This is a genomic window from Bradyrhizobium sp. WU425 (genome assembly GCF_021052305.1).
GTDB classification, from domain to species: domain Bacteria; phylum Pseudomonadota; class Alphaproteobacteria; order Rhizobiales; family Xanthobacteraceae; genus Bradyrhizobium; species Bradyrhizobium canariense_D.
The window spans coordinates 3,276,212-3,299,066 of the sequence record NZ_CP088089.1 but is presented as its reverse complement, the minus strand read 5'-3'; the positions used below and the strand labels follow the sequence as shown (position 1 = coordinate 3,299,066).

Sequence of the window (22,855 nt, the reverse complement as noted above, 5' to 3'; positions counted from 1 at the left end):
AGGGTGTTTGGAGCCCTTCATCGCCCCCGCAAATCGGCACACGCGGCGGGGCGGTGGCATGAGCACGACCAGCCGTTAGTCAGCCGGCTGCGTGAAAACGGACCCAAGTGCGAGACGGTCAGTGCCGTACAACAACTGAGGCGTTCCGCGGCTAGCTCTTTGTGCCGGTGCCGCCGGCACCGGAAGAATGATTTCGGAAGCGACCCTCCAGTCCTTCCCGACGCGAAGCCAGTTGCTGATCATGAGAAACGGCCTGGCTGTTCCATCTTGCCCCGCATAAGAGACGGTGATGTTCATCGGCACATAGGACTCGGCGACGTCGCGCGTCAGGCCGACAACCCTGAGCTTCGAAAAATCTGGCTCGAGTACGACCGGACCGGGCTACCGATATCATGCAGCTATTGATCAATCGCCGCGTTACCCCAAAAGCCGGCCCAGTTTCCCTCGGACGGGATCGCGCTCTTGGCCACCAAAAGGGCCGAGGGCGATTGCCAGAACATCCGATGCAGAGCCTTGAAATCATGCTTGTTTGCCAATTTCATCAGCCTTCCGAACTTCGATTTGATTGCGCTGAGCGTCGCAGCATTCAGCGGCTCTCTGCTGACGGCGGGAGCAGACGCGGCAGACACGGTGGTAAGAGCCACAGCAGTGAGGGTGACAAGAAGTGCCTTATACATGCAGGAATGTCCATTCCAATGCGTCGCTCACATCATGACAACACTTGTTGCGTTCCGCGATTGGAGGTGTTCACGTCCGTGAGCTGAAGTGTCGTCAGGACGTTTCAGCACTCTACGGATGCCTGGCTTAAAATGGTCGAGCGGGAGCGCGCGGGCTCCCGGCGCCACAGCGCCGGGAGCGGCACCGTCACCTCGTGAGGGCGGCTTTTTCGATCACCTCAGCGACCTGCTTCGCATGGACGACGAGCGAGGCATGGCTGCCGGTGACTTCCGTCGTCTGGGCGTGGATCCTGGCCGCGAACGACTTCTGGGCCTCGGGCGCGAGGACTTTGTCCTTCGTGCTGATGACGTAGAACGTCGGCTTGTCATGCCAGGCCGCAACGTCGACCGGGGCTTCGAATGCAACGTGGTTCAGCGGAAGCTGCGAGTTGGCCAGGTGCGCGGCGATCTCCGGAGGAAGGTCAGCCGCGACGGCTGACGGAAACACCTTTGGATCGATGTACAGATTGCCCTTCGCATCGGGGTGGATCGCCTTGCCGCCTTCGGTCGGCGGACCGGCCTTTGCCAGCGACGCCAGGGATTCACCGACCTCCGGCGCAAAGGCGGACACATAAACCAGCGCCGAAACCTTGGGATCGTTGCCGGCTTGCGTGATCACCACGCCGCCCCATGAGTGGCCGACCAGAACGGTCCTGCCGGCTTGCTTCGCGAGCGCCTGTTTGGTCGCATCGACGTCGGCGGCGAGCGAAGTGAGTGGATTTTCGACGAGCGTGACGTTGTAGCCTTTCTTGGTGAGAATATCGGCAACCGGCTGCCAGCTCGTCTGGTCTACGAAGGCGCCGTGCACGAGCACGACGTTGTGCGCTGCCCCCTTGGGCAGTTCGGCGGAATGTACGGCTCCGACCAACGTCGTTCCGGCCAGGAGGACGGTGGCGGCTGAGAGGAGAATAGTTCGCATTGTTTGTTCCTGTTGGCATGTCGGACGAAAGTAGTCCGGGGGAATGGACAGGCGTTTCCAGCAAGGTCGCGGTTCTTCCATCTGCCGTTGGCGAAATGGTTGCCGCACGTCCGGTCGGCCCGCCGTGGCATGACGTATTCCGTGGACCTCTCGGACGATAGGGACCAATCGTCCGTGTCTTGTGTCCGATCGTCCGCGGTTCTAGTCTCGGGGGATGGATATACTCACCCAGGTGCTCGATCGGGTTCGTCTCGGCGGGACGCTGCTCTTTCACTTCGAGCTCGGCCATCCCTGGCATCTTGAGTTGCCGGCGCGCCCCTACGCCCTGTTTCACTATCTCAGCCAAGGTTCAGCGACCCTCGCGCTCGAACAGGGAGAGGAAATCCAGATCACCGGGGGCGATTTTGTCATCATCACACGTGGCGAGCCCCATGTGTTTTATTCGGATCGCCGGGCCGAGCCTTTGCGCATCGTGGATATCGAACGGTCGTCGCCACGCCTCGGATTCGTTCGTCACGGCAGCCGTGCAAAGCCGCTCTCGACCATGCTCTGCGGCAATTTCACGGTGTCGCGGCCGACGTTTGGCAGCGTGCTGGAGTTGCTTCCACCCGTGCTCTTGCTGAAGCCGACGTCCGACCGTGGTTGGCTTGAAGCCATCCTGCGCCGCATGATGAGCGAGTCCGCGCTCGAGCGTCCTGGCCAAGGCGTCGCGCTTTCACGACTGACGGAAGTGCTCTTCGTCGAGGTGCTGCGAAGCTGGATCGCGTCTCTCAGTCCCGGGCAAGGCGGCTGGATCGGGGCCATTTCTGACCCCCATATCGGACCGGCGCTGAAGCTGATTCACGAAAGTCCGGAGCAGCTTTGGACGCTGAGCGACCTAGGCCGTCGCGTCGGGCTCGGCCGCTCGGCATTTTCGGCGCGCTTCACTAGGCTCGTGGGCCAGCCCATGCAACGTTATGTGATCGAACGCCGGATGGCGGAGGCGGCGTTCCTGCTGGAAACCAGCGACGAACCGATCGCACGGATTGCCAACCGGATCGGTTACGAGACTGCAGCGGCGTTTTCGAAGTTGTTTCACCGGCACATTGGTCAGTCGCCCGGCCGTTACCGGGCTGCGCGACGCGCCGACGGAGCCCGTGCGCAGTTGGACGGATCGGAATTGCAAGTATCCGATTGACCTCGATAAAGCTGTGGCTTCGAGCTGAGTCTCATATGCGCCCTTAGCGAACCCCGATCCCTAGGTACAGGAATGGACGGTTGCCGAAGGGAGTGGATGGCCCACTGTAACGAGACATTTCAGGATAGCTGAAACCGCCTCATCGCCTCAGGCGCGGCGTGAGAGGAAATCGAGCACGCCAGTCTTGTAGACCTTGTCGCCGACTGCGCGCATGTGATCGCGACCGGGAATATCGAGCACTTCCGAACCCGGGATGATGGCACCGAGTGCGCTGGCCGAACCCGCGACGTCGTCGGTGCTGCCGACCGCGATCAGCACGGGCACGTCGATGCGCGCGGCTTCGTCCTTCGTCATGAGATCGCGCGTGCCGCGCAGGCAGGCGGCCAGCGCCTTGCGGTCGGAACGGGTTTGGTCTGCAAAAGCACGAAACGTGCGTCCGAGGGGATCGGAGACGTCGTCGAGCGAGGGCGCTTCCAGCGCCTTCGCGACGTTCTCGCCGGGCCCGGTGCCCTCGATCAGGCCGCCGATGCCGATGCCGCCAAGGATTGCCGAACGCAGGCGCTGCGGCTCGTTGAGGGAGAGCCAGGCCGTCATCCGTCCGCCCATCGAATAGCCCATGAGATCGGCCTGCGGGATGGCGAGGTGATCCATCAGCGCGAGCACGTCGGCGGCCATGGTCGGGATGGAGTACTGCGCGGGCTCGTAGAGCTTTGCGCTTTCGCCATGGCCGCGATTGTCGAGCGCAATGACACGGCGGCCGTTCTTGCGCAGCTCCGAGACCCAGGTCGGATAGACCCAGTTCACGTTCTTGCTGGAGGCAAAGCCGTGCACCAGGATGATCGGATCGCCCTCGCCTTCGTCGAGATAGGCAATTTCAACGGCGCCGTTGTGAAAGCTCGGCATCATCAGTTCCGCAATCTTGAGGGGAAGAGGTATCTTAGGCCGTGACGGCAGGGCTTGCCAGAACGGCTTCGGCGGCGATCCGCGCCTGGCGAAGTCGCCGCGCCCGTCTGCGATCGCACCAGGCCTGGGTCAGGCGCTCCGTCGTCGCCTTGATCGAGGACAACAGGCCGAGCAGCGTCAACGCCGCACCGAACAGCCAGAGTGCAAGATTGAACGCCCCGCCGATCAGCAGCAGCGCGCCGCGGCCGAGCAGCTTCAGAATCGCGCGCGTCTTGCCGCCCTGCGCTTCCGCGAGCCGCGCCGCGCGTGCGACGTCCTTGGGACCTTCAGCGATGCGCAAGCTATCCATCGCGCCGCGCGTGCCGGTCTTCTCGACCACGCGCGTGACATCCTTGCCGAGCCGAACCAGCGCGCCGGCCTTCTCGGCGCGGAACGCGGCCTTGATCGCGCTCAAGGTCTGGCCCGGCCGCAGCACCGAGCCGGAGGCAACCGCGTTCTGGAGCATCGGCGTATCGACGACCTCGCGCGCGGACCGGCCGGCCCATGCCGCTAGTCCCTCGCCGAGCCGGCCGACCTTGCGCGCGTCCTTCACCAGCGTCAGCCCGGCGCGAACCGGCGCGGCACCGCCGACGGAGACGTAGGTCACGGCCGTGACCGCGAGACCCGCGGCCGCAAGGCCCAGCACCAGGCGATCGGTCTCCTCGCCCATGGCGAGGTGCTTGCCCTCGCGGACGACGTCCCTGATGTCGCCGATGACGAAGAGATCGCCGGCCACGGTTCCCGACAAGCTCGCAACATCATCCGCGTTGCCGGTAACGAGACCGGCGGCAAACCGTTTTGCGAAATGCGAGGTGGAGTTTTCGGCTTTGACCGCGTCACCGACACGGCTCGGGAGGTCGTCAGGCAGCGCGATGTTGCGGTCGCGCGCCAGTGCGACAAAACTGTCGGCAAGATCGGCATCGCCCGATGCGAGCGCGACCTCGATGTTGTTTTGAATCAGGCGGTCGTTGTGCCGCAGCAGCGCGTCGAGCTTGATCTCTGAGAGCGCGGCGGGATCGTCCTGGGCGGCCAGAATCGCCCCGGCCTCGCGGGCGTGCGGTGCTACCTGCGCGAGCATGAAGCCGCATGCCGCGATACCGGTCAACGCTGTGCTGATTCGCAACCACTTCATGCGGAGAGCCTGGACGGTCCTGAGATCGTTGACGCCTAACGGTTGTCTTTCGTCGCAATTACGCTCGTCCACAGACATAGTATGCCAAAATTGCGACACAACGTCCCCGACGAAAGAAGGGCTTCTCTCAGGCCGCAAGATTGTGTCGAATTTGCATGAGCAAATGAGCATGGGGCATTGCGGAGCTTTCGGTTCCGCTGGACTAGCAATCATCTCCACCCACCAGTATGGTCCGCGGCGCCTTAATAATGCCGCGGCAGTCGTGATTGTGTCTGCCGCCATTGCCACTCCAGGATGAGTACGATGTCCGACCATGTCGTCCCGCACTTCCACAACGATGCCGGTGTCCCCGTCATCGAGATCGGCTCGCAAGAGTTCATGTGCGTGGGCGCCAACCCTCCGTTCGATCATCCGCACGTCTTCCTCGACCTCGGCAACGACAACGAGATCATCTGCCCGTACTGCTCGACTCTGTACCGTTTCGCCGCCGACCTGAAGGCGGGCGAAGCCCGTCCGCCGGAATGCGTCCTGAAGGACAAGGTGGCCTGACCGCTTCCATCGGCCAGGGGTGGCGCTCTCCCGAACGATTGTCATCGCCGGTGCCGGCATCGGTGGACTGACGGCTGCGCTTGCGCTCGCGGCCCGCGGCTTCCGCATCATCGTGCTGGAAAAGGCCGAGCGGCTCGAGGAAGTCGGCGCCGGTCTGCAACTCTCCCCGAACGCCAGCCGCGTGCTGGTCGAGCTCGGGCTCACCGAGCGCCTCAAGTTGCGCGCCGTGATCCCGGAGGCAGTCTCGATCATGAGCGCGCGGGCCGGCGGTGAGCTTTTGCGCATGCCGCTGGGAGAAGCCGCCGCCGAGCGCGCCGGCGCCCCCTATTGGGTGGTGCACCGCGCCGACCTGCAATCCGCCCTCGCCGGCGCAGTTTCCGACCATCCCCATATCGACCTGAAACTCGGCGCGACCTTCGAAGACGTCGCGCCTCACGCCAAGGGGCTCACGGTGGTTCATCGCAGCGGCACGATCCGGCGCAGCGATCTCGCCAGTGCGCTGATCGGCGCCGACGGTATCTGGTCGACGGTGCGCCAGCATCTATTCCCCGAGGTGCAGCCGCGCTTCTCCGGGCTGATTGCCTGGCGCGGTACGCTCGATGCCACGCAACTGCCGAAGGACTACACAGCGCGCCGGGTCCAGCTCTGGATGGGCCCGAATGCCCATCTCGTCGCCTACCCGATCGCGGGCGGACGCCAGATCAACGTGGTCGCGGTGCTGCCGGGCACTTGGAACAGGCCGGGCTGGAGCACGCCCGGCGATCCCCGCGAAGTGCTGGACGCCTTCGCCGCGCCGCGCTGGCCGCCGCCGGCGCGCATGATGCTCGGCACAGTCGACAGCTGGCGGAAATGGGCGCTGTTCGGCGTCCCCGACGACTGCCCCTGGAGTAAAGGCCCGGTCGCGCTGCTCGGCGACGCCGTGCATGCGATGCTGCCGTTTGCGGCCCAGGGCGCCGGCATGGCGATCGAGGACGCCGCAGTGCTCGCGCAGCATTTGAGCCCTGAGATCGCCGAGACCACCGCGGGCATCACGGCAGCGCTGAGACAATACGGCCGGACGCGCCAGGCGCGCGTGCGGCGGGTGCAGCGGACCGCGCGGCAGCAGGGCCGCATCTATCATTTCAGTGGGCCGCTCGCGTTCGCGCGCGATCTTGCGGTCCGCGCCCTCGGCCCGGAACGCATGCTGGCACGGCAGGACTGGATCTACGGCTGGCGGCCCTGACGCGAGGCGCTGATGTCAGGACGTTTCAGCGCACGGCTCTTGTCGATTTCGGGCCAGGCTTGATCGGGCCAGGATTGGCTGCGGGCGCCGCGGCGGCCGGCGTCGCCTCGGGGGGCGTTTCCCGGCACTTGTTGCGGCGCCAAGCGTCATCGGCCATCTGCGCCTGCCCGCGTACTGCGATGTAGTCGTTGCGATAGGCAAGCTCCGACACCACGGCGCCGCCCGCGCCGGTCTGTGCCTTGTCCATCAGCCTCTGCAAATCGCCGGTGCGGTTGGCGATCGACTTGCGCTCGCCTTCGAGCTGCTTGCAATCGTACAATTCGTACTTGGCGGGATCGGCAAAGGCCGGAGCGACCGTCTCGCTCATGCCGGCGCAGCCGGACAGCGCGAAGTCGGCCGCGAGCAGCGCGGCGACCACGCAGCACGGGCGCAGGCGATATTGGATCAAAGCTGACATGCCGGATGAATAGTCCCCGTCGATTGAGAATGCCTAAAGCAACAACAGATGTCCGGATTGAGGCTTTGCCTTGTGCCGCCGGCTCGCCTAAGGAAGAACCACCCCTCCGGCCTGCAAACGCCAATTCCAGACCGCCGGCAAGGGACTTAAGTGGCTGATCTCGTTGGATCAAGCGGGCATGGCGGAATTGGTAGACGCAAGGGACTTAAAATCCCTCGGCGCGCAAGCGCTGTGCCGGTTCGACCCCGGCTGCCCGCACCACGAAAGCTGCGCGGAGGATCCCGCCGCGCGCGGCGGCCGCGAGCGCTGATACCTCATCAATTCCTGTCTGCTCCTGCACCGCCTGCCAGCCATCCCGAAACGTTGCTTGTGCAACGCAGCATTGAAGATAGATAAGGGCCTCAAATCAGAGGTGAGCTTCTTGTCCGACGTCAATGCCGACGACTGGGTGTCCTCGGGACACCGTCCCATGGGTTTCCCCGAATTCGTCATCGTGATCGCGTCGATCATGGCGCTGAATCCGCTTGCGATGGACATGATGCTCCCGGCACTGCCCAATATCGGGTCGGCCTTCAATATCCCCGTCGCCAACCATCTTCAGCTGGTGCTGTCGACCTTCCTGATCGGCTTTGGCGCGGGGCAGTTCGTCATGGGCCCGCTGTCGGATCGCTTTGGCCGCCGCCCGGTGCTGCTCGGCGGGATGGCGGTCTATGCGGTGGCAAGCGTGCTGGCGATTGCGGCGCCGTCGTTCGAGACGCTGCTGCTGGCACGCGCACTGCAGGGTTTCGGTACCTCGGCGACTCGCGTGATCGCGACCTCGATCGTGCGCGACTGTTACGTCGGCCGCCGCATGGCGAGCGTGATGTCGCTTGCGATGATGATCTTCATCGCCGTCCCCGTGATCGCCCCTTCGTTCGGACAGGCGGTGCTGCTGGTGACGCAATGGCGCGGCATCTTCGTCGTGCTGATGCTCTACGGGCTGCTCGCGCTTGCATGGTCCGTGCTGCGGCTTCCGGAGACCCTGCCTGAGAGCGAACGCAGGTCGCTTGCGCCGGCCGACGTGCTCACGGCCTACTGGCAGACCGTGACCCATCGCCAAACCCTGGGCTATGCGCTCGCCGCCGGTAGCGTCATGGGCGCGCTGTTCGCCTACGTATTTTTGGCTCAGCAAGTTTTTGTCGGCATCTATCACCTCGGCCATTATTTTCCGCTCGCCTTCGCCGGGATCGCGGCCGGCACCGCCATTGCCGGCTTTCTCAATGCGCGATTCGTCGGGACCCTCGGCATGCGCGTGATCTCGCACGGCGCGCTGACGCTCTACACCGCGGTGGCGGGAGTGATGCTGCTGACGGAAAGCCTCGCCGCGTTGCCGCTTCCCCTGTTCATGGTGCTCTCGGCGCTGATGATGTTCTCGTTCGGCATGATGGTCGCCAACTTCACTGCACTCGCCATGGAGCCGCAGGGCCACATCGCCGGCACGGCGTCCTCGCTCTACGGCTCGATCACCACGCTGATCGGCATCGCCGTCGGCATGGCCATCGGACAAAGCTTCGACGGCACGTTGCTGCCGTTCTCGGTCGGCTTCTTCGTGTCGTCCCTCGCCGCGCTCGCGATCGTGCTGGTGGTGGAGAGAGGACGGTTGTTCAGGCCGCATCATCGCGCCATCGGCTGAGGAACTCCGTGGCGCTCTCGATGTTGTACTGCAACAATTTGAAAGGGCGCTTCAATGGAACCGAAACACCGTAAAGACCACGACGCCGCGGAACGGGCGGAGACGGAACGCACGCCGTCGAGCGTCGAAAAGACCGCCGTCACCGTGCCATTCGCGAGTGAAGGGCTCGAGCGGGTCCGCGACAGCCACTGCTGAGCAAGACGCCTATTCCGTTGCGCGCCTGCTGGCGCTGAAATCGTCCGCAATGCCTTCGGGTGCCGCGCCGCTTCCACGGGGCGGCACCATCAGCACAACCACTTCCCGCGTGAGACCGGGCCGGCCCCATAGCTGCGCCTGTATGATAAGTTCCCGCCTGATGAAATGCCCGGCGCGCCCGGCCACCGAGTCCATCCACCGGCTGCAATCATCCTGATCGCGAAAACAGAGCGCGGCCCAGCCGCGCTCTAGCGTCGTCTTGTGCGGCAAGCCCCCGAGATATTGATCCTCGAACGGCCGCACGTGGTGCGGGTGGTCCGGGCTGTAGAAGGCTGTCGCGAAGGCCAGTGAATCGTCGCCGCTGACGGCGGCGAGCGGCTCGTCCGTCAGTTCGCGCCACTCGCGTGTCAATCGGCTCGCCGCTTGCGCGTAGAAATTGCGCCCCTCCTCGTAACCGTGATCGTTGCGATAGACCGCGTGGGTCGGCGCGGCGACGAGGACGGCCGTGAGCGCGACACCGGCCACGACCACGGTGAGGTTGACGGTGTAAAAGCGCTCGATTGAATAATTTGCGCCGCAGACCACGAGAATGGCGAACAGAAACAACCCTTGCACAGCCCATAGCGACGGCAGATCGGTGCCCATCACGAGCGAGATCAGGACCGGCAGCGCAATCGTGCCGACGGCAACGTAAAAGAGGAGCCGCAGGCCCGGATTCATCGCCGCGAAATCGTCCGGAAACTGCTTCAGCCGCGTGCCGGCGATCAATACCCAGCTGACGGCTGACACACTCATGGCCGCCAACAGGCCCAAAAGGAAGTTCCTGACATCAGCGCGTAGGTGAAGGTCGATGCCCCCGTGGTCGCGAGCCAATGAAGATGCGGTGACAGCGCCGCAAGCCCGACGACGACCGAAATCCAGGGCGAGGCGGAAGTGAAATAGGCGCGTCGCGCCGGATGCGCCAGCGCGGCAAACGTGAAGCTCGCGACAAGGAAGATCGAATAATATTTGCCGACCATGGCCAGTGCCGTCGTGCATCCCACGGCAACCGCCCACGACGCCGCTCGGGTCTCGAATGCGCGCAGGAAGCACCAGGTCGCCAGCGGCCAGACCGCCAGCAGCACCGCATTGGCGTTGAAGCGCTGGGCATGGAATTGATAGGCCGGCGTCAGCATCAGGAGCAACAGCACCAGGACGCGCTTGTGCCCCCTCACGAATTGCCGCGCGATCCGATCGACGAAGACCAGCGCGAGCCCGGCGTTGGCCATCGCCATCAATTGCAGCGACCAGTCGGTGAGCGGAAAAATGGCGCTCCAGCTCGCGGCAACCCAGCCGGTCAATGGCGGATGCTTGGGATAGCCCCACGCGAAATGCCGCCCCAGCGTCCAGGCCTCCAGCGTATCGGGGTGCAGACCGCTGCCGGCATAGGCGACTGCCAGATAGAGCGTCCAGATCCCGACGAAGCAGGCGACGAGAAGCGGCACGGCCCAGCCCGTCTCGACGCCATCGAGCCAACGCCGGAATGGCCGGCGCCATCGTGCCGGCGCGCGATCGGACCGTTCGGCCATCGCCTGGAATGCAAAATCGATCGGCACTGGAATCAAATGGAGGGAGGAAGATGATGCGCGAGCACGACACATCTAGTTCTGGATCGAAACAAATAGCAATGACCGCAGACTGGGAACGTTGAAAGCATCCGCTTTCTCAGCCGGCGTAAGGTCAACAAAGGACCGAGACTGGCAAAAGAGCGGCGCCGCTGATGACAGCGGCGCCGCATGATGATCCGGACGAAAGGAAGGGCCTTTGCCCTACTCCGACTTGTCGACGTTCCAGAACAGCGGGGTCGCGGGACCGTCGAGCACGCCGGTCAGCGATTTGCGCCAGCCGCTCGGCAGGAGATACTGCCCCAGCGGGATGTAGATCACCTGCTCATAGGCTTCCTTCTGGATGTCAGAGGCGATCTTCTTCTGATCGTCGAGCGAGGCGGCGCGAACGAAGTCGTCCTTGAGCTTTTCGATCTTGGCGTTCTCGGCCCAACCGAACCAGCCCTTCTTGCCTTGGCCGCCGATCGAGAGATTGGCGATCGGGTTGGAGACGTCGGCCGCGACCCAGTTGGTGAAGAACATGTTCCAGCCGCCCTCTTTCGGAGGCTTCTGACTGGCGCGGCGGCTCACCACCGTCTGCCAATCGGTCGCTTGCAGGTCGACCTTGAAGCCGGCCTCGCGCAGCAACTGAGCCGCAACGATCGGCTGCGCCTTCAGCGTCGTGACATCGCCGGGGGCCATGATCACGATCGGGGTGCCGTCATAGCCGGATTCGGCGAGCGCCTTCTTGGCTTCGGCCATGCCGTTGCCCTTCACCAGGGTCTCGGCACCGGCCTCCGTCGCGAACGGCGTATCGCACACGAAGAAGGCGCCACAGACCTTCTGATATTTGGCGTTGCCGACGAGCGCGTCGAGAACGTCCTTCTGGTTTATCGCCAGAAAGGCAGCACGGCGCACTTTGACATTATCGAACGGCGGATAAAGGAAGTTCATCCGGCCGAGCGTCTGGAAACCGAACTTGTTCGAGACCTCGATCGTGATGTCCTTGTTCGCTTCCAGTAACGGGAGCATGTCGTAAGGCAGATTTTCCACGAAGTCGATGTCGCCCGACTGCAACGCGTTCACCGCGGTCTGCGAGTCCGGCATGGTGATCCACTCGACGCGGTCGACCTTCACCACCTTGCCGCCGGAGGTCCAGCTCGACGGCTCCTTGCGCGGCACGTAATCGGTGTTCTTGACATAGACCGCCTTCACGCCCGGCTGGAATTCCGACTGCACGAACTTGAAAGGACCCGAACCGATCTGCTCGGGGATTTGCTTGTCCGGCGGCGTCTCGGCCAGGCGCTTCGGCATCATGAAGGCAACGCGGGAGGACGGCTTGCCGATCGAGTCGAGCACGAGGCCGTAGGGCTCCTTCAGCTTCAGCGTGATGGTCTTGGCATCGGTCGCCTCGATGCTGGCGGTGAAGTCGAGCAGTTTCTGGCCCATGCCATCGACTGCGGCCCAGCGCTTGAGCGAGGCGACGCAGTCCTCCGCCGTCACCGGCGCACCGTCATGCCACTTCAGGCCGTCGCGCAGCGTGAAGGTGTAGGTGAGCTTGTCGTCGGAGATCTTCCAGTCCGCCATCTGCGGCTGGATCTTGAAGTTCGAATCGGGCGCCACGAGCGTGTCGTAGATCATGTAGCCATGGTCGCGCGTGATGTAGGCCGTGGTGAAGATCGGATCGATGATGCGCAGATCCGAATGCATTACCGCCGTGATGGTCTTGCCGGCCGCAAGCACCGGCGAGGCCAGTGCGGTCGAAAGCGCGACGAGCGACAGCGCAAGTTTGGAGGCGAACGCGCGAGGCCCCCGGCGCATCAACTTAAACATAAAAAGTTCTCCTGACGTGAAACTGTTCAAAGGCAGGTTATTGATTGAGCATCCGGTTCGTTCTTTAGGCGAACGAACCTCATGCAATGCCTTTATCTTTTCGAGACTTGCAGACGGTGCCGAGCGCGTCAATCCGGTTTCGCCGCAAGCCCAAGCGGCGCGCACACGGGCTCCACAAGGATCGGTTTGGCTCTACAACACTCTCCGCCTGTCCTGCCCCGCGCCGATGCAATGCGCGTTCCATGTTCCAAAGCCCAAGAGACATTGGAGAGACATTGAGATGAATCCAGCCAATCTTCCCTTCGATTCCGAAGCGATGCTCCAGGGTCTGCGCGGCTGGGTGGAATGCGAAAGCCCGACCTGGGACGCGAGCGCCGTGAACCGCATGCTCGATATCGCAGCGCGGGAGATGGCGATCATGGGTGCGACGATCGAGCGCATCGCCGGTCGCCAGGGCTTTGGCGGCGTGATCCGCGCCCGCTTTCCGCATCCGAAGCAGGGCGAACCGGGCATCCTGATCGCCGGACACATGGATACGGTCCACCCCACAGGCACCATCGAGAAGCTGAAATGGCGCCGCGAGGGTAACAAGTGCTATGGCCCCGGCATCTACGACATGAAGGGCGGCAATTATCTTTCGCTGGAAGCCATCCGACAACTGGCCCGCGCCTCGTTCACGACGCCACTGCCGATCACCGTGCTGTTCACGCCCGACGAGGAAGTCGGCACACCCTCCACGCGCGATATCATCGAGGCGGAAGCCGCGCGCAACAAATACGTGCTGGTGCCGGAGCCCGGCCGCGCCGACAACGGCGTCACCACCGGACGTTACGCCATCGCGCGCTTCAATCTCGAGGCGACCGGCCGACCCAGCCACGCCGGCGCGACCTTGTCGGCAGGCCGCTCGGCGATTCGCGAGATGGCGCGGCAAATCCTCACCATCGATGCGATGACGGGCGAAGACTGCACGTTTTCAGTCGGCGTCGTGCACGGGGGTCAATGGGTCAATTGCGTTGCCACGACCGCCACCGGCGAAGCGCTTTCGATGGCCAAGCGCCAGGCTGACCTCGATCGCGGCGTCGAGAGGATGCTGGCGCTCTCCGGTACAACCAATGATGTCACCTTCAAGGTGACGCGCGGCGTGACACGTCCGGTTTGGGAGCCTGATGCCGGCACCATGGCGCTGTATGAAAGGGCGCGCGGGATCGCCAAGTCGCTTGGCGCAGAACTGCCGCATGCGAGCGCCGGCGGCGGCTCCGACGGCAATTTCACGGGCGCAATGGGCATCCCGACTCTCGACGGCCTGGGCGTGCGTGGCGGCAACGGCCACACGCTCGAAGAGTATATCGAGGTTGAAAGTCTGGTCGAACGCGGCCGGCTGATGGCGGGGCTGCTCGCGACTCTGGAGTAACGGCGCGAGCCACATCGCCAAAACCGGGCCAGATCACCGAAACAAGTTGACCGCACTGCAAAAACGGTGGCCCGGATGGCATGGGAATTGCTGAAATGTTAGGCTGGTGGCAGAACCCCAGGCTCCAGCCGCTGTCTCTGATTTGACTCTCATTTGACGGGATCCAACTTGCTCGGATATCTCCTTCGCCGAATTCTCGCCGCCGTGCCCGTGATGGGCGTGGTGGCGCTGTTCGTCTTCCTCCTGCTCCGCCTCACTCCGGGCGATCCCGCCGCGATTCTGGCCGGCGACAACGCCACGCCGGAGCGGCTCGAGCGCATCCGCACCTCGCTCGGCCTCAACGAGCCGCTGATCGTGCAGTTCATCACCTGGCTGAACAAGCTGCTGCATGGCGATCTCGGAACGTCACTCATCTCCAACCTTCCGGTGATGAAGATGATCGGCCAGCGGGTCGAGCCGTCGATCTCGATCGCGCTGTCGACCATCATCCTCGCCGTCATCGTCGCGGTTCCCCTGGGTGTGATCGCGGCGTGGAAGCACGGCACCTGGATCGACCGCTTCGTGATGGGCCTGTCCGTGCTCGGCTTCTCGGTGCCGGTGTTCGTGGTCGGCTACATCCTGATCGAGGTCTTCGCGATCGACCTGCGCTGGGTGCCGGTGCAGGGCTTCCGCAGCATCTCGAACGGGTTTGGGCCGTTCTTCGAGCGCATCATCCTGCCGACCTGTGCGCTGTCCTTCATCTATATCGCGTTGATCGCGCGCATGACGCGCGCGGCGATGCTCGACGTGCTCGGCGAGGACTACGTCCGCACCGCGCGGGCAAAAGGCATCAACGAGGTCGCCGTGATGATGCGGCACGCGCTGCGCAACGCGGCCGTGCCCGTGATCACGGTGATCGGTACCGGCTTTGCGCTTTTGATCTCCGGGGTCGTCGTCACCGAGAGCGTGTTCAACATCCCCGGCATCGGCCGCCTCACAGTGGATGCGGTGCTGGCGCGCGACTATCCGGTGATCCAGGCGATGATCCTGCTGACGTCGCTGATCTATGTCGTCGTCAATCTCCTGATCGACGTCGCCTACACGCTGCTCGATCCCCGGATCCGGTACTAGGGCTAAGGATAACAACAAAAATGTCGGTCGATACCCTTCCCCAGTCCTCCATCCCGATCACGTCGCCGCTGCGACCGCGCCTCGGATTCCTGACCTCGACGCCGATCATCGCGGCGGCGACCATCTGCCTGGCGTTGGTTGTGCTGATCTCGATCCTGGCGCCGTTGATCGCGCCGTATGATCCGATCCAGCTTGCGCCCTCGCAGCGGCTGAAGCCCTCTTCGGCGCAATTCCTGCTCGGCACCGATGCCTATGGCCGCGACCTGCTATCGCGCGTGATGTATGGCGGACGCATTTCGCTTCTGATCGGCATCGGCTCGGCGATCATGTCGATCGTCATTGGGTTGGCGATCGGCCTCGTCTCCGGCTTCTTCAAGCTGGTCGATTCCGTCATGATGCGGATCATGGACGGCCTGATGGCAATGCCGAGCATCCTGCTGGCAATCGCCGTGGTGTCGCTGTCCGGGGCCAGCCTCTGGACGGTGCTGATCGCGATCACGATCCCCGAAGTTCCGCGCGTGGCACGCCTGGTGCGTTCGGTCGTGCTGTCGGCGCGCGAAGAGCCCTATGTTGAAGCGGCGATCTCGGTCGGCACATCCCTGCCAAAGATCATGTGGCGGCATTTGATGCCGAACACGATCGCACCTCTGATCGTGCAGGGCAGTTACGTCTGCGCGTCCGCGATCCTTACTGAGGCCATCCTCTCCTTCCTCGGCGCCGGCATCTCGCCGGAGACGCCGACCTGGGGCAACATCATGGCCGAGGGCCGTCAGTACTTCCAGCTCAAGCCGACGCTGATCTTCTGGCCGGGCCTGCTGCTCTCGATCGCCATCCTCAGCATCAATTTGATCGGCGACGCCGCCCGCGATGCACTCGATCCGCGCATGAAGCAGCGGGAAGGCAAATGATGACCGATCAAGTGATGACCAGCCCCATCCTCGACATCAACAACCTCGTCGTGTCCGTCGGCAAGAAGCCGAATGCTGCAAACATCCTCGACGGCATCTCGATCCAGGTGCACGAGCGCGAGACGCTGTGCCTTGTCGGCGAAAGCGGCTCAGGCAAGTCGGTGACCTCCCTGACCACGATGGGTCTGCTGCCGAAGGGCACGCTCGTTCCCACCGGCGGCAGCGTCAAGCTGGTCGGCGAGGAGATTCTCACCGCGACCGACCGCCGCCTGCGGCAGCTCCGCGCGACCCGAATGGCGATGATCTTCCAGGAGCCGATGACGGCACTCAATCCGGTGATGCCGGTCGGCCGTCAGATCGACGAAGTCCTGCGCGCGCACACCAAACTCGACGCGAAGGCGCGCAAGAAGCGTATCCTCGACATGATGGAGCAGGTGCGCCTGCCCCAGGTTGAGCGTATCTTTGCCTCCTACCCTCACCGACTCTCCGGCGGTCAGCGCCAGCGCATCATGATCGCGATGGCGCTCGTGCTCGAACCGAAGCTGCTCATTGCGGACGAACCGACCACCGCGCTCGACGTCACCACGCAGAAGCAGATCTTGACCCTGATCCGCGACCTCCAGCGCGATCACGGAACCGCCGTGCTGTTCATCACCCACGACATGGGCGTGGTCGCCGAGATCGCCGACCGCGTCGCCGTGATGCGGCAGGGCCGACTGGTCGAGACCGGAACGCTGGATTCCATCCTGCGCAATCCGACCATGGAGTACACCCGCAACCTGCTTTCCGCAGTACCGAGCCTGGTGCCGCGCGCGGCACGGCTTGAGACCAAGGAACCGGTGGTGCTGGAAGCCAACGAGCTTGGGAAGGTCTACCGCGAGCGCGCGTTCTTCGGTAAAGGCCGCGAGGTCGTCGCTGCCGACAAGGTCACGCTGACGCTACGCAAGGGTCGCACGCTCGGCATCGTCGGCGAGAGCGGTTCGGGCAAATCGACCGTGGCGCGCTGCATCGTCCGCCTGATCGACCCGACTTCGGGCGGCGTGCGCCTCTCCGGCCGCGAGATCTCGGACATTTCGCGGCGGCTGTTGCAGCCGCATCGGAAGAAGATCCAGATCGTATTCCAGGACCCTTACCGCTCGCTCAACCCGCGCGTCACCGTCGGCGAAAGCATCGCGGAAGGCCCCATCAATTATGGCGTGTCGCATGCCGACGCAATGAAGCGTGCGCGCGAATTGCTCGAGCTGGTCGGCCTGCCCGCCGATGCGGTCGCGCGCTATCCGCACCAGTTCTCCGGCGGCCAGCGTCAGCGCATTGCGATCGCCCGCGCGCTCGCGCTCGATCCCGACGTGCTGGTCGCGGACGAGGCCGTCTCCGCCCTCGACGTCTCCGTGCAGGCGCAGGTGCTGGAACTGTTCGACGAGATCCAGCAGCGGCTCGGCATCGCCATCCTGTTCATCACTCACGATCTACGCGTCGCAGCACAGATCTGCGACGAGGTCATGGTGATGCAACACGGCCGCGTCGTCGAGCAGGGTCCGGCCGCCGAAGTGCTGACGCATCCGAAGGAGGCGTACACCAGAGCCTTGCTCGAGGCAGCGCCAGGCCGCGGCTGGGATTTTGCTAACTTCCGGCCGGTGGCCGAGGGCGCGGCGGCTAGCGCCTAGTCTCTCGCCTCGTCATTGCGAGCGCAGCGAAGCAATCCAGACTGTCCTGCGCGGAAGGATTCTGGATTGCTTCGCTTCGCTCGCAATGACGGCGGTTGCGACAAGCATTCCCAAAACGGCTTGACGCCATGCGCGGCGCGATTGCTTCCCGGCTTGCTCTCGCCGCAAGCACAGGGGTAACGTCGCGCACATTCAATTGCTGGACTTGAGTTGATGACACGTATCGCCGTCGGCGGCTTCCTGCACGAGACCAACACCTTCGCTCCGACGAAGGCGACCTTCGCAGACTTCCAGCACGGCGGCGGCTGGCCGGCGATGACGCAAGGTCCCGACGTGCTGAAGGTGATGCGCCGCATCAATGTCGGTCTCGCCGGTTTTGTCGACAGCGCCGAGGCCCACGGCTGGGAACTCATTCCAACGATTGCCTGCGGCGCGAGCCCTTCGGCGCATGTCACCAAGGACGCCTTCGAGCGCATCGTGGAGGTCATGGTCGATGGCATTGCCGCCGCCGGCCCGATCGACGCCGTCTATCTCGATCTGCACGGCGCGATGGTCACGGAACATCTCGACGACGGCGAAGGCGAGATTCTCGCGCGCGTGCGCCGCGTCATCGGCAAGGGCATTCCGCTTGTCGCGAGCCTCGACCTGCACGCCAACGTCACGCCCGAGATGATAGAGCATGCGGACGCGCTGATCGCCTACCGCACCTATCCCCATATCGACATGGCCGAGACCGGCCGCGCCTGCGCGCAATATCTCGCAATGCTTCTGAAGACAAAGCAGCGTTTCGCAAAGGCCTTCCGGCAATTGCCGTTCCTGATTCCGATCAGCTGGCAGTGCACCAACGACCAGCCGACCAAGGGCATCTACGAAAAGCTTGCCGCGCTGGAGAACGACGCGGTTCCGACGCTGTCCTTCGCGCCCGGCTTCCCCGCCGCCGATTTCCGCGATTGCGGGCCGAGCGTGTTCGCCTATGGCAAGACGCAAGCCGATGCCGACCGCGCGGCGGATGCGATCGTTAAGCTGATCGAAAGCCACGAGGACGATTTCGACGGCAAGATCTGGTCACCTGATGACGGCGTACGCCACGCGATGGAACTCTCGAAGGGCGCCAGCAAGCCGATCATCATCGCCGACACCCAGGACAATCCCGGCGCCGGCGGCGATTCCGACACCACCGGCATGCTACGCGCGCTGGTCCGCAACAAGGCCAGCGCCGCGACCGGCGCGATCTACGATCCGGAATCGGCCAAGGCCGCGCATGCAGCCGGCGCCGGTGCCACCGTGACGCTGTCGCTCGGCGGCAAGTCCGGCATTCCCGGCGACGAGCCCTATCGTGCGACCTTCGTCGTTGAACAACTCTCCGACGGCCGTTTCATCGCCCCCGGGCCCTACTACGGCGGCCGCGAGATGGAGATGGGCCCCTCCGCCTGCCTGCGCATCGGCGACGTCCGCGTTGTCGTCTCCTCGCACAAGGCGCAGCTCGCCGACCAGGCAATGTACCGCTATGTCGGCATCGAGCCGACCGAAGAGAAGATTTTGGTCAACAAGAGCTCGGTGCACTTCCGCGCCGATTTCGAGCCGATCGCAGAAAAGCTGATGATCTGCGCCGCCCCCGGCGCGATGCCCGCGGACACAGCCACGCTGCCATGGACGCGCCTGCGGCCGGGCATCCGCATCAAGCCGAACGGCCCGATTTTCACTCCCTCCTCACGCTAACTGGACAGAACACATGCCCACGATCGACCGCATCGACGGCTATGCCGACGAACTCACTGCTATCAGGCGCGACCTTCACGCCCATCCGGAAATCGGCTTCGAGGAAGTGCGCACCTCCGGAATCGTCGCGGACAAGCTGAAGAGCTGGGGCATCGAGGTGCATCGCGGTCTCGGCGGCACCGGCGTGATCGGAGTCATCAAGGGCAAGGGTTCGAGCGGCAAGCGTATCGGGCTTCGCGCCGACATGGACGCGCTGCCGATGGAGGAGAACACCAATCTGAAATGGAGCTCGAAAGTCCCCGGCCGCTTCCACGGCTGTGGCCATGACGGCCACACCACCATGCTGCTCGGCACCGCGCGCTACCTCGCGGAAACCAGGAACTTCGACGGCACAGTGCACCTGATCTTCCAGCCGGCCGAGGAAGGTCTCGGCGGCGCCCGCGCGATGATCAAGGACGGGCTGTTCGAGAAATTTCCCTGCGACGAACTCTACGGCCTGCACAACGCGCCCGACCTCAACCACGGCGAGATCGCGATCCTGCCCGGCCCCGCGATGGCCAGCGCCGACTTCTTCGACCTCCGCATCACTGGCTACGGCGCGCACGGTGCGATGCCCGAACGCTCCAAGGACGCGGTGATCATCGCGACCACGCTGGCGCAGGCGATCCAGACCATCGTCAGCCGCAACGTCGAGCCGCTGCAGGCCGCCGTCGTCTCGATCACGCAGATTCACGCCGGTTCGGCGTACAACGTCATCCCCGGCGAAGCGCATCTTTGCGGCACCATCCGCACTTTCTCGAAAGAAGTCCGCATCCTGATCAGCGAACGCATTCGCACGATCTGCGCCGGCATTGCGAGCGCCTATCAGTGCGTGATCGACGTCGACATCCGCGACACCTTCGATGTGCTGGTCAACCAGGTCGAGCAGTCCAAGGTGGTCGAGGAGGTCGCGCGCACCATCGTCGACCCCGCCAACGTGATCACCCGCGCCCAGCCGAAGATGGGCAGCGAGGATTTTGCCGACATGCTTCAAACCATTCCCGGCGCCTATTTCTGGGTCGGCCACGACGGCTCGGTGCCCGTGCACAATCCCGGCTTCGTGCTCGACGACAAGATCCTGCCGATCGGTGCCAGCATGTTCGCCCGGATCATCGAGACCCGGATGCCGGCGGGTGCCCATGCATAAAAAGGGTGTCGAAGAGGAAGTCACCTCGCTGCACGATCTCTCTGCGGTCGATCTGATCGCGGGCTATCGCGCCAAGCAGTTCTCGCCGAGCGAGGTGCTGGAAGACGTGCTCGCGCACGTCGCCGCGTGGGAGCCGCACCTCAAGGCGCTTTATGCATTCGATCCCGACGGCGCGCGCGAGACCGCGAAGGCCTCGACCGCGCGCTGGTCCGGGGGCGAGCCGTCCGGAGCGCTCGACGGCGTGCCGGTGACGGTGAAGGACAACATCGCGACCAAAGGCGTGCCGGTGCCGCTGGGCGCGGCCAGCGTCAAGCTCGTGCCGGCCGAGAAGGACGCACCGCCCGCCGCGCGCCTGCGCGAAGCCGGCGCGATCATCTTTGCCAAGACCACCATGCCCGATTACGGTATGCTGTCCTCGGGGCTGTCCTCCTTCCACGCGCTCGCCCGCAATCCCTGGGACCTCTCCAAGAACCCCGGCGGCTCCAGCGCCGGCGCGGGCGCCGCTGCGGCGGCTGGCTATGGTCCGCTGCATCTCGGCACCGATATCGGCGGCTCGGTCCGCCTGCCCGCGGGCTGGTGCGGCCTCGTCGGATTGAAGCCGAGCTTTGGCCGCGTGCCGATCGATCCCACCTATGTCGGCCGCGTCGCCGGCCCCATGACCCGCACCGTTGACGATTGCGCGCTGATGATGAGCGTGATCGCAAAACCCGACCGGCGCGACGGCATGAGCCTTCCAGCGGAGCCCCTCAACTGGAAGGGGCCGGAGAAATCCCCGCGCAAACTGCGCATCGGATTGATGCTCGATCCCGGCGTTGGCCTGGCGCTGGAGAAACCGGGGCGCGAGGTCGCGGTAAAGGCGGCGAAAGCGTTCGAATCCGCAGGCGCCGTCGTCACCGAGGTCGACGGCATCCTCACGCGCGAGATGCTCGACGGGCTCGACAGCTTCTGGCGCGCACGGATGTGGGACGATCTGTCCAAGCTGACGCCCGCCGAACAGGCAAAGGTGCTGCCCTACATTTTCAAGTGGGGCGAGTCCGGCGCGAAGCTCTCGGGCGTCGACGTCATCAGGGGCTTCAACCAGACCATGGCAATCCGCGCTGCGGCATCAAAGCTGTTCTGCGAGCTCGACTATGTGATCTCGCCGACCGCGCCGAACGTGAATTATCCGGCGGAGTGGGCCTCGCCGACCAACGATCCCATGAAGCCGTTCGAACACATTGCCTATACCGTGCCATGGAATATGTCGGAGAATCCGGCGATCTCCATCAACGGCGGCTTCGACGCCAAGGGTTTTCCCATCGGCGTGCAGATCGTCGGCCGCCGCTTCGACGATATCGGCGTGCTTGGCATGGCCAAGGCTTTCGAGAGCCTGCGCGGGCCGCAGAAGCCCTGGCCGAGCCCGCCGGCGAATTAGATACACTCCGTCATGGCCGGGCTTGTTGTTTAGACTGGCCATCCGCGTTCTCTTACTGGCCGCCACATGCCCAGTCCGCGCAAGACGGACGCTGGCGGCTATGCATGACGTCTCTTCGAGACAGAATTCAGGACAGGGAAGGAAACCACCATGGCGTATGAGACGATCAAATACGAGGTCGCCGAGCAGATCCTCACCATCACGCTGAACCGGCCCGACAAGCTCAACGCCTTCAACGCGCAGATGCAAGGAGAGCTGATCGACGCGTTCGACGCCGCCGACAAGGACGACGACGTCCGCGCCATCATCGTCACAGGCGCCGGTCGCGGGTTTTGCGCGGGCGCAGATCTTTCGTCGGGCGCGGACACCTTTGATCGCGACGCGCGTCGCGGACCGGTGAAGCGCTTCGCCGACGGCAAGGTCGACTACAGTGATTCTCAGGTGCGCGACGGCGGTGGCCAGGTGACACTGCGCATCTTCAAATGCCTGAAACCGGTGATTGCCGCGGTGAACGGTCCCGCGGTCGGCATCGGTGTTACCATGCAGCTCGCGATGGACATCCGCATCGCCTCCGATGCCGCGCGCTTCGGCTTCGTGTTCTCCCAGCGCGGCATCGTGCCGGAGGCGGCCTCGAGCTGGTTCCTGCCGCGCATCGTCGGCATCTCGCAGGCGCTGGAATGGTGCTATTCGGGCCGCGTCTTCCCGGCGCAGGAAGCCCTCGCAGGACGTCTCGTCAGCAAGGTCGTGGCCCCCGATGATCTGCTGCCGACCGCCCGGGCGCTCGCCAAGGAATTCGCGGCCAAGACCGCGCCGGTATCGGTGGCGCTGATCCGGCAGATGATGTGGCGCATGATGGGCGCTGACGACCCGATGGAAGCCCACAAGGTCGACAGCCGTGGCATCTACGCCCGCGGCCGCTCCGACGACGTGAAGGAAGGCGTGGTGTCGTTCCTGGAAAAGCGCCCTGCGCAGTTCAAGAACAAGGTATCGAGCGATATGCCGGATTATTTCCCGTGGTGGACTGAGCGGGAGTACAAGTGACCTTG

General features: G+C 64.2%; 17 protein-coding genes, 1 tRNA gene and 2 pseudogenes. 13 read left to right on the top strand and 7 right to left on the bottom strand.

All coding sequences use genetic code 11. The annotated features are described in order from the left end of the window. Positions 1-75 precede the first annotated feature (75 nt). Together BcanWU425_RS15735 and BcanWU425_RS15730 are read right to left on the bottom strand one after the other, a co-directional pair. Positions 76-677, bottom strand: a pseudogene (locus BcanWU425_RS15735) (hypothetical protein). A 187-nt stretch (positions 678-864) separates the two neighbouring features. Next, positions 865-1,635 carry an alpha/beta fold hydrolase gene (locus BcanWU425_RS15730; protein WP_026232924.1) on the bottom strand — a complete coding sequence of 257 codons (771 nt, stop codon included), beginning with the start codon at positions 1,633-1,635 and terminating at the stop codon, positions 865-867. A gap of 214 nt (positions 1,636-1,849) precedes the next feature. Here BcanWU425_RS15730 and BcanWU425_RS15725 point away from each other — a divergent pair, with 214 nt between their 5' ends. Continuing rightward, a complete protein-coding gene (locus tag BcanWU425_RS15725) occupies positions 1,850-2,812 on the top strand; it encodes an AraC family transcriptional regulator (RefSeq protein WP_204511605.1) in 963 nt (320 codons plus the stop codon). 147 nt (positions 2,813-2,959) lie between these two features. Here the strand turns inward: BcanWU425_RS15725 and BcanWU425_RS15720 are convergent, their stop codons facing one another. Together BcanWU425_RS15720 and BcanWU425_RS15715 are read right to left on the bottom strand one after the other, a co-directional pair. After that, positions 2,960-3,715, bottom strand: coding sequence for an alpha/beta fold hydrolase (locus tag BcanWU425_RS15720; RefSeq protein WP_204511606.1), 756 nt, complete (start codon positions 3,713-3,715; stop codon positions 2,960-2,962). A gap of 34 nt (positions 3,716-3,749) precedes the next feature. After that, the gene (locus tag BcanWU425_RS15715; RefSeq protein ID WP_204511607.1) at positions 3,750-4,886 is read right to left on the bottom strand and encodes a hypothetical protein; all 1,137 of its coding nucleotides are present in this window, start codon (positions 4,884-4,886) and stop codon (positions 3,750-3,752) included. A 303-nt stretch (positions 4,887-5,189) separates the two neighbouring features. Between BcanWU425_RS15715 and BcanWU425_RS15710 the strand changes: the two genes are divergently transcribed. Continuing rightward, a complete protein-coding gene (locus BcanWU425_RS15710) occupies positions 5,190-5,435 on the top strand; it encodes a zinc-finger domain-containing protein (protein ID WP_007602543.1) in 246 nt (81 codons plus the stop codon). Between the two features lie 19 nt (positions 5,436-5,454). Beyond that, positions 5,455-6,657 carry an FAD-dependent monooxygenase gene (locus BcanWU425_RS15705; protein WP_085351109.1) on the top strand — a complete coding sequence of 401 codons (1,203 nt, stop codon included), beginning with the start codon at positions 5,455-5,457 and terminating at the stop codon, positions 6,655-6,657. A 25-nt stretch (positions 6,658-6,682) separates the two neighbouring features. Here BcanWU425_RS15705 and BcanWU425_RS15700 read toward each other — a convergent pair whose 3' ends face one another. After that, on the bottom strand, positions 6,683-7,114 hold the full coding sequence (locus BcanWU425_RS15700; protein ID WP_085351108.1) for a twin-arginine translocation pathway signal: 432 nt from the start codon (positions 7,112-7,114) through the stop codon (positions 6,683-6,685). Between the two features lie 172 nt (positions 7,115-7,286). Here BcanWU425_RS15700 and BcanWU425_RS15695 point away from each other — a divergent pair. Both BcanWU425_RS15695 and BcanWU425_RS15690 read left to right on the top strand, forming a co-directional pair. Beyond that, positions 7,287-7,375, top strand: a tRNA-Leu gene (locus BcanWU425_RS15695). A 160-nt stretch (positions 7,376-7,535) separates the two neighbouring features. After that, on the top strand, positions 7,536-8,786 hold the full coding sequence (locus tag BcanWU425_RS15690; protein WP_026232922.1) for a multidrug effflux MFS transporter: 1,251 nt from the start codon (positions 7,536-7,538) through the stop codon (positions 8,784-8,786). Positions 8,787-8,990: 204 nt separating this feature from the next. On the opposite strand, the pseudogene BcanWU425_RS15685 reads toward BcanWU425_RS15690, so the two are convergent. Continuing rightward, a pseudogene (locus BcanWU425_RS15685) lies at positions 8,991-10,549 on the bottom strand (glycosyltransferase family 39 protein). Positions 10,550-10,789: 240 nt separating this feature from the next. Next, positions 10,790-12,397 (bottom strand): ABC transporter substrate-binding protein, encoded by a 1,608-nt coding sequence (locus tag BcanWU425_RS15680; protein WP_231190580.1) that lies wholly within the window; start codon positions 12,395-12,397, stop codon positions 10,790-10,792. A gap of 280 nt (positions 12,398-12,677) precedes the next feature. On the opposite strand from BcanWU425_RS15680, the gene BcanWU425_RS15675 reads away from it, so the two are divergent. The 8 genes from BcanWU425_RS15675 (at position 12,678) to BcanWU425_RS15640 (ending at position 22,850) form a co-directional block, all read left to right on the top strand. Then, positions 12,678-13,808 carry a M20/M25/M40 family metallo-hydrolase gene (locus BcanWU425_RS15675; RefSeq protein ID WP_231190579.1) on the top strand — a complete coding sequence of 377 codons (1,131 nt, stop codon included), beginning with the start codon at positions 12,678-12,680 and terminating at the stop codon, positions 13,806-13,808. 168 nt (positions 13,809-13,976) lie between these two features. Further along, a complete protein-coding gene (locus BcanWU425_RS15670; RefSeq protein ID WP_007602533.1) occupies positions 13,977-14,918 on the top strand; it encodes an ABC transporter permease in 942 nt (313 codons plus the stop codon). 20 nt (positions 14,919-14,938) lie between these two features. Further along, positions 14,939-15,826: an ABC transporter permease gene (locus BcanWU425_RS15665; RefSeq protein WP_018455317.1), complete on the top strand. Its 888-nt coding sequence runs from the start codon at positions 14,939-14,941 to the stop codon at positions 15,824-15,826. Positions 15,827-15,840: 14 nt separating this feature from the next. Further along, entirely contained in the window at positions 15,841-17,490 is a 1,650-nt protein-coding gene (locus BcanWU425_RS15660) for an ABC transporter ATP-binding protein (protein ID WP_204513961.1), read from the top strand. 213 nt (positions 17,491-17,703) lie between these two features. Next, positions 17,704-19,209 carry a M81 family metallopeptidase gene (locus BcanWU425_RS15655; RefSeq protein ID WP_204511609.1) on the top strand — a complete coding sequence of 502 codons (1,506 nt, stop codon included), beginning with the start codon at positions 17,704-17,706 and terminating at the stop codon, positions 19,207-19,209. A gap of 13 nt (positions 19,210-19,222) precedes the next feature. After that, complete coding sequence (locus BcanWU425_RS15650; protein WP_204511610.1) at positions 19,223-20,395, top strand: M20 aminoacylase family protein; 1,173 nt, start codon at positions 19,223-19,225, stop codon at positions 20,393-20,395. Beyond that, on the top strand, positions 20,388-21,809 hold the full coding sequence (locus BcanWU425_RS15645; RefSeq protein ID WP_204511611.1) for an amidase: 1,422 nt from the start codon (positions 20,388-20,390) through the stop codon (positions 21,807-21,809). Before BcanWU425_RS15650 ends, BcanWU425_RS15645 begins: the two co-directional genes overlap by 8 nt. Positions 21,810-21,959: 150 nt before the next feature. Beyond that, positions 21,960-22,850, top strand: a complete 891-nt coding sequence (locus BcanWU425_RS15640; protein WP_085351100.1) for a crotonase/enoyl-CoA hydratase family protein — start codon at positions 21,960-21,962, stop codon at positions 22,848-22,850. The last annotated feature ends 5 nt before the right edge of the window (positions 22,851-22,855 follow it).

What these genes read in the sequence shown, in the direction of transcription:
- BcanWU425_RS15730 (WP_026232924.1), bottom strand. Translation starts at nt 1,635, where the DNA reads ATGCGAACTATTCTCCTCTCAGCCGCCACCGTCCTCCTGGCCGGAACG.
- BcanWU425_RS15720 (WP_204511606.1), bottom strand. Translation starts at nt 3,715, where the DNA reads ATGCCGAGCTTTCACAACGGCGCCGTTGAAATTGCCTATCTCGACGAA.
- BcanWU425_RS15660 (WP_204513961.1), top strand. Translation starts at nt 15,841, where the DNA reads ATGACCAGCCCCATCCTCGACATCAACAACCTCGTCGTGTCCGTCGGC.
- BcanWU425_RS15715 (WP_204511607.1), bottom strand. Translation starts at nt 4,886, where the DNA reads ATGAAGTGGTTGCGAATCAGCACAGCGTTGACCGGTATCGCGGCATGC.
- BcanWU425_RS15665 (WP_018455317.1), top strand. Translation starts at nt 14,939, where the DNA reads ATGTCGGTCGATACCCTTCCCCAGTCCTCCATCCCGATCACGTCGCCG.
- BcanWU425_RS15655 (WP_204511609.1), top strand. Translation starts at nt 17,704, where the DNA reads ATGACACGTATCGCCGTCGGCGGCTTCCTGCACGAGACCAACACCTTC.
- BcanWU425_RS15725 (WP_204511605.1), top strand. Translation starts at nt 1,850, where the DNA reads ATGGATATACTCACCCAGGTGCTCGATCGGGTTCGTCTCGGCGGGACG.
- BcanWU425_RS15650 (WP_204511610.1), top strand. Translation starts at nt 19,223, where the DNA reads ATGCCCACGATCGACCGCATCGACGGCTATGCCGACGAACTCACTGCT.
- BcanWU425_RS15640 (WP_085351100.1), top strand. Translation starts at nt 21,960, where the DNA reads ATGGCGTATGAGACGATCAAATACGAGGTCGCCGAGCAGATCCTCACC.
- BcanWU425_RS15680 (WP_231190580.1), bottom strand. Translation starts at nt 12,397, where the DNA reads ATGTTTAAGTTGATGCGCCGGGGGCCTCGCGCGTTCGCCTCCAAACTT.
- BcanWU425_RS15700 (WP_085351108.1), bottom strand. Translation starts at nt 7,114, where the DNA reads ATGTCAGCTTTGATCCAATATCGCCTGCGCCCGTGCTGCGTGGTCGCC.
- BcanWU425_RS15710 (WP_007602543.1), top strand. Translation starts at nt 5,190, where the DNA reads ATGTCCGACCATGTCGTCCCGCACTTCCACAACGATGCCGGTGTCCCC.
- BcanWU425_RS15645 (WP_204511611.1), top strand. Translation starts at nt 20,388, where the DNA reads ATGCATAAAAAGGGTGTCGAAGAGGAAGTCACCTCGCTGCACGATCTC.
- BcanWU425_RS15675 (WP_231190579.1), top strand. Translation starts at nt 12,678, where the DNA reads ATGAATCCAGCCAATCTTCCCTTCGATTCCGAAGCGATGCTCCAGGGT.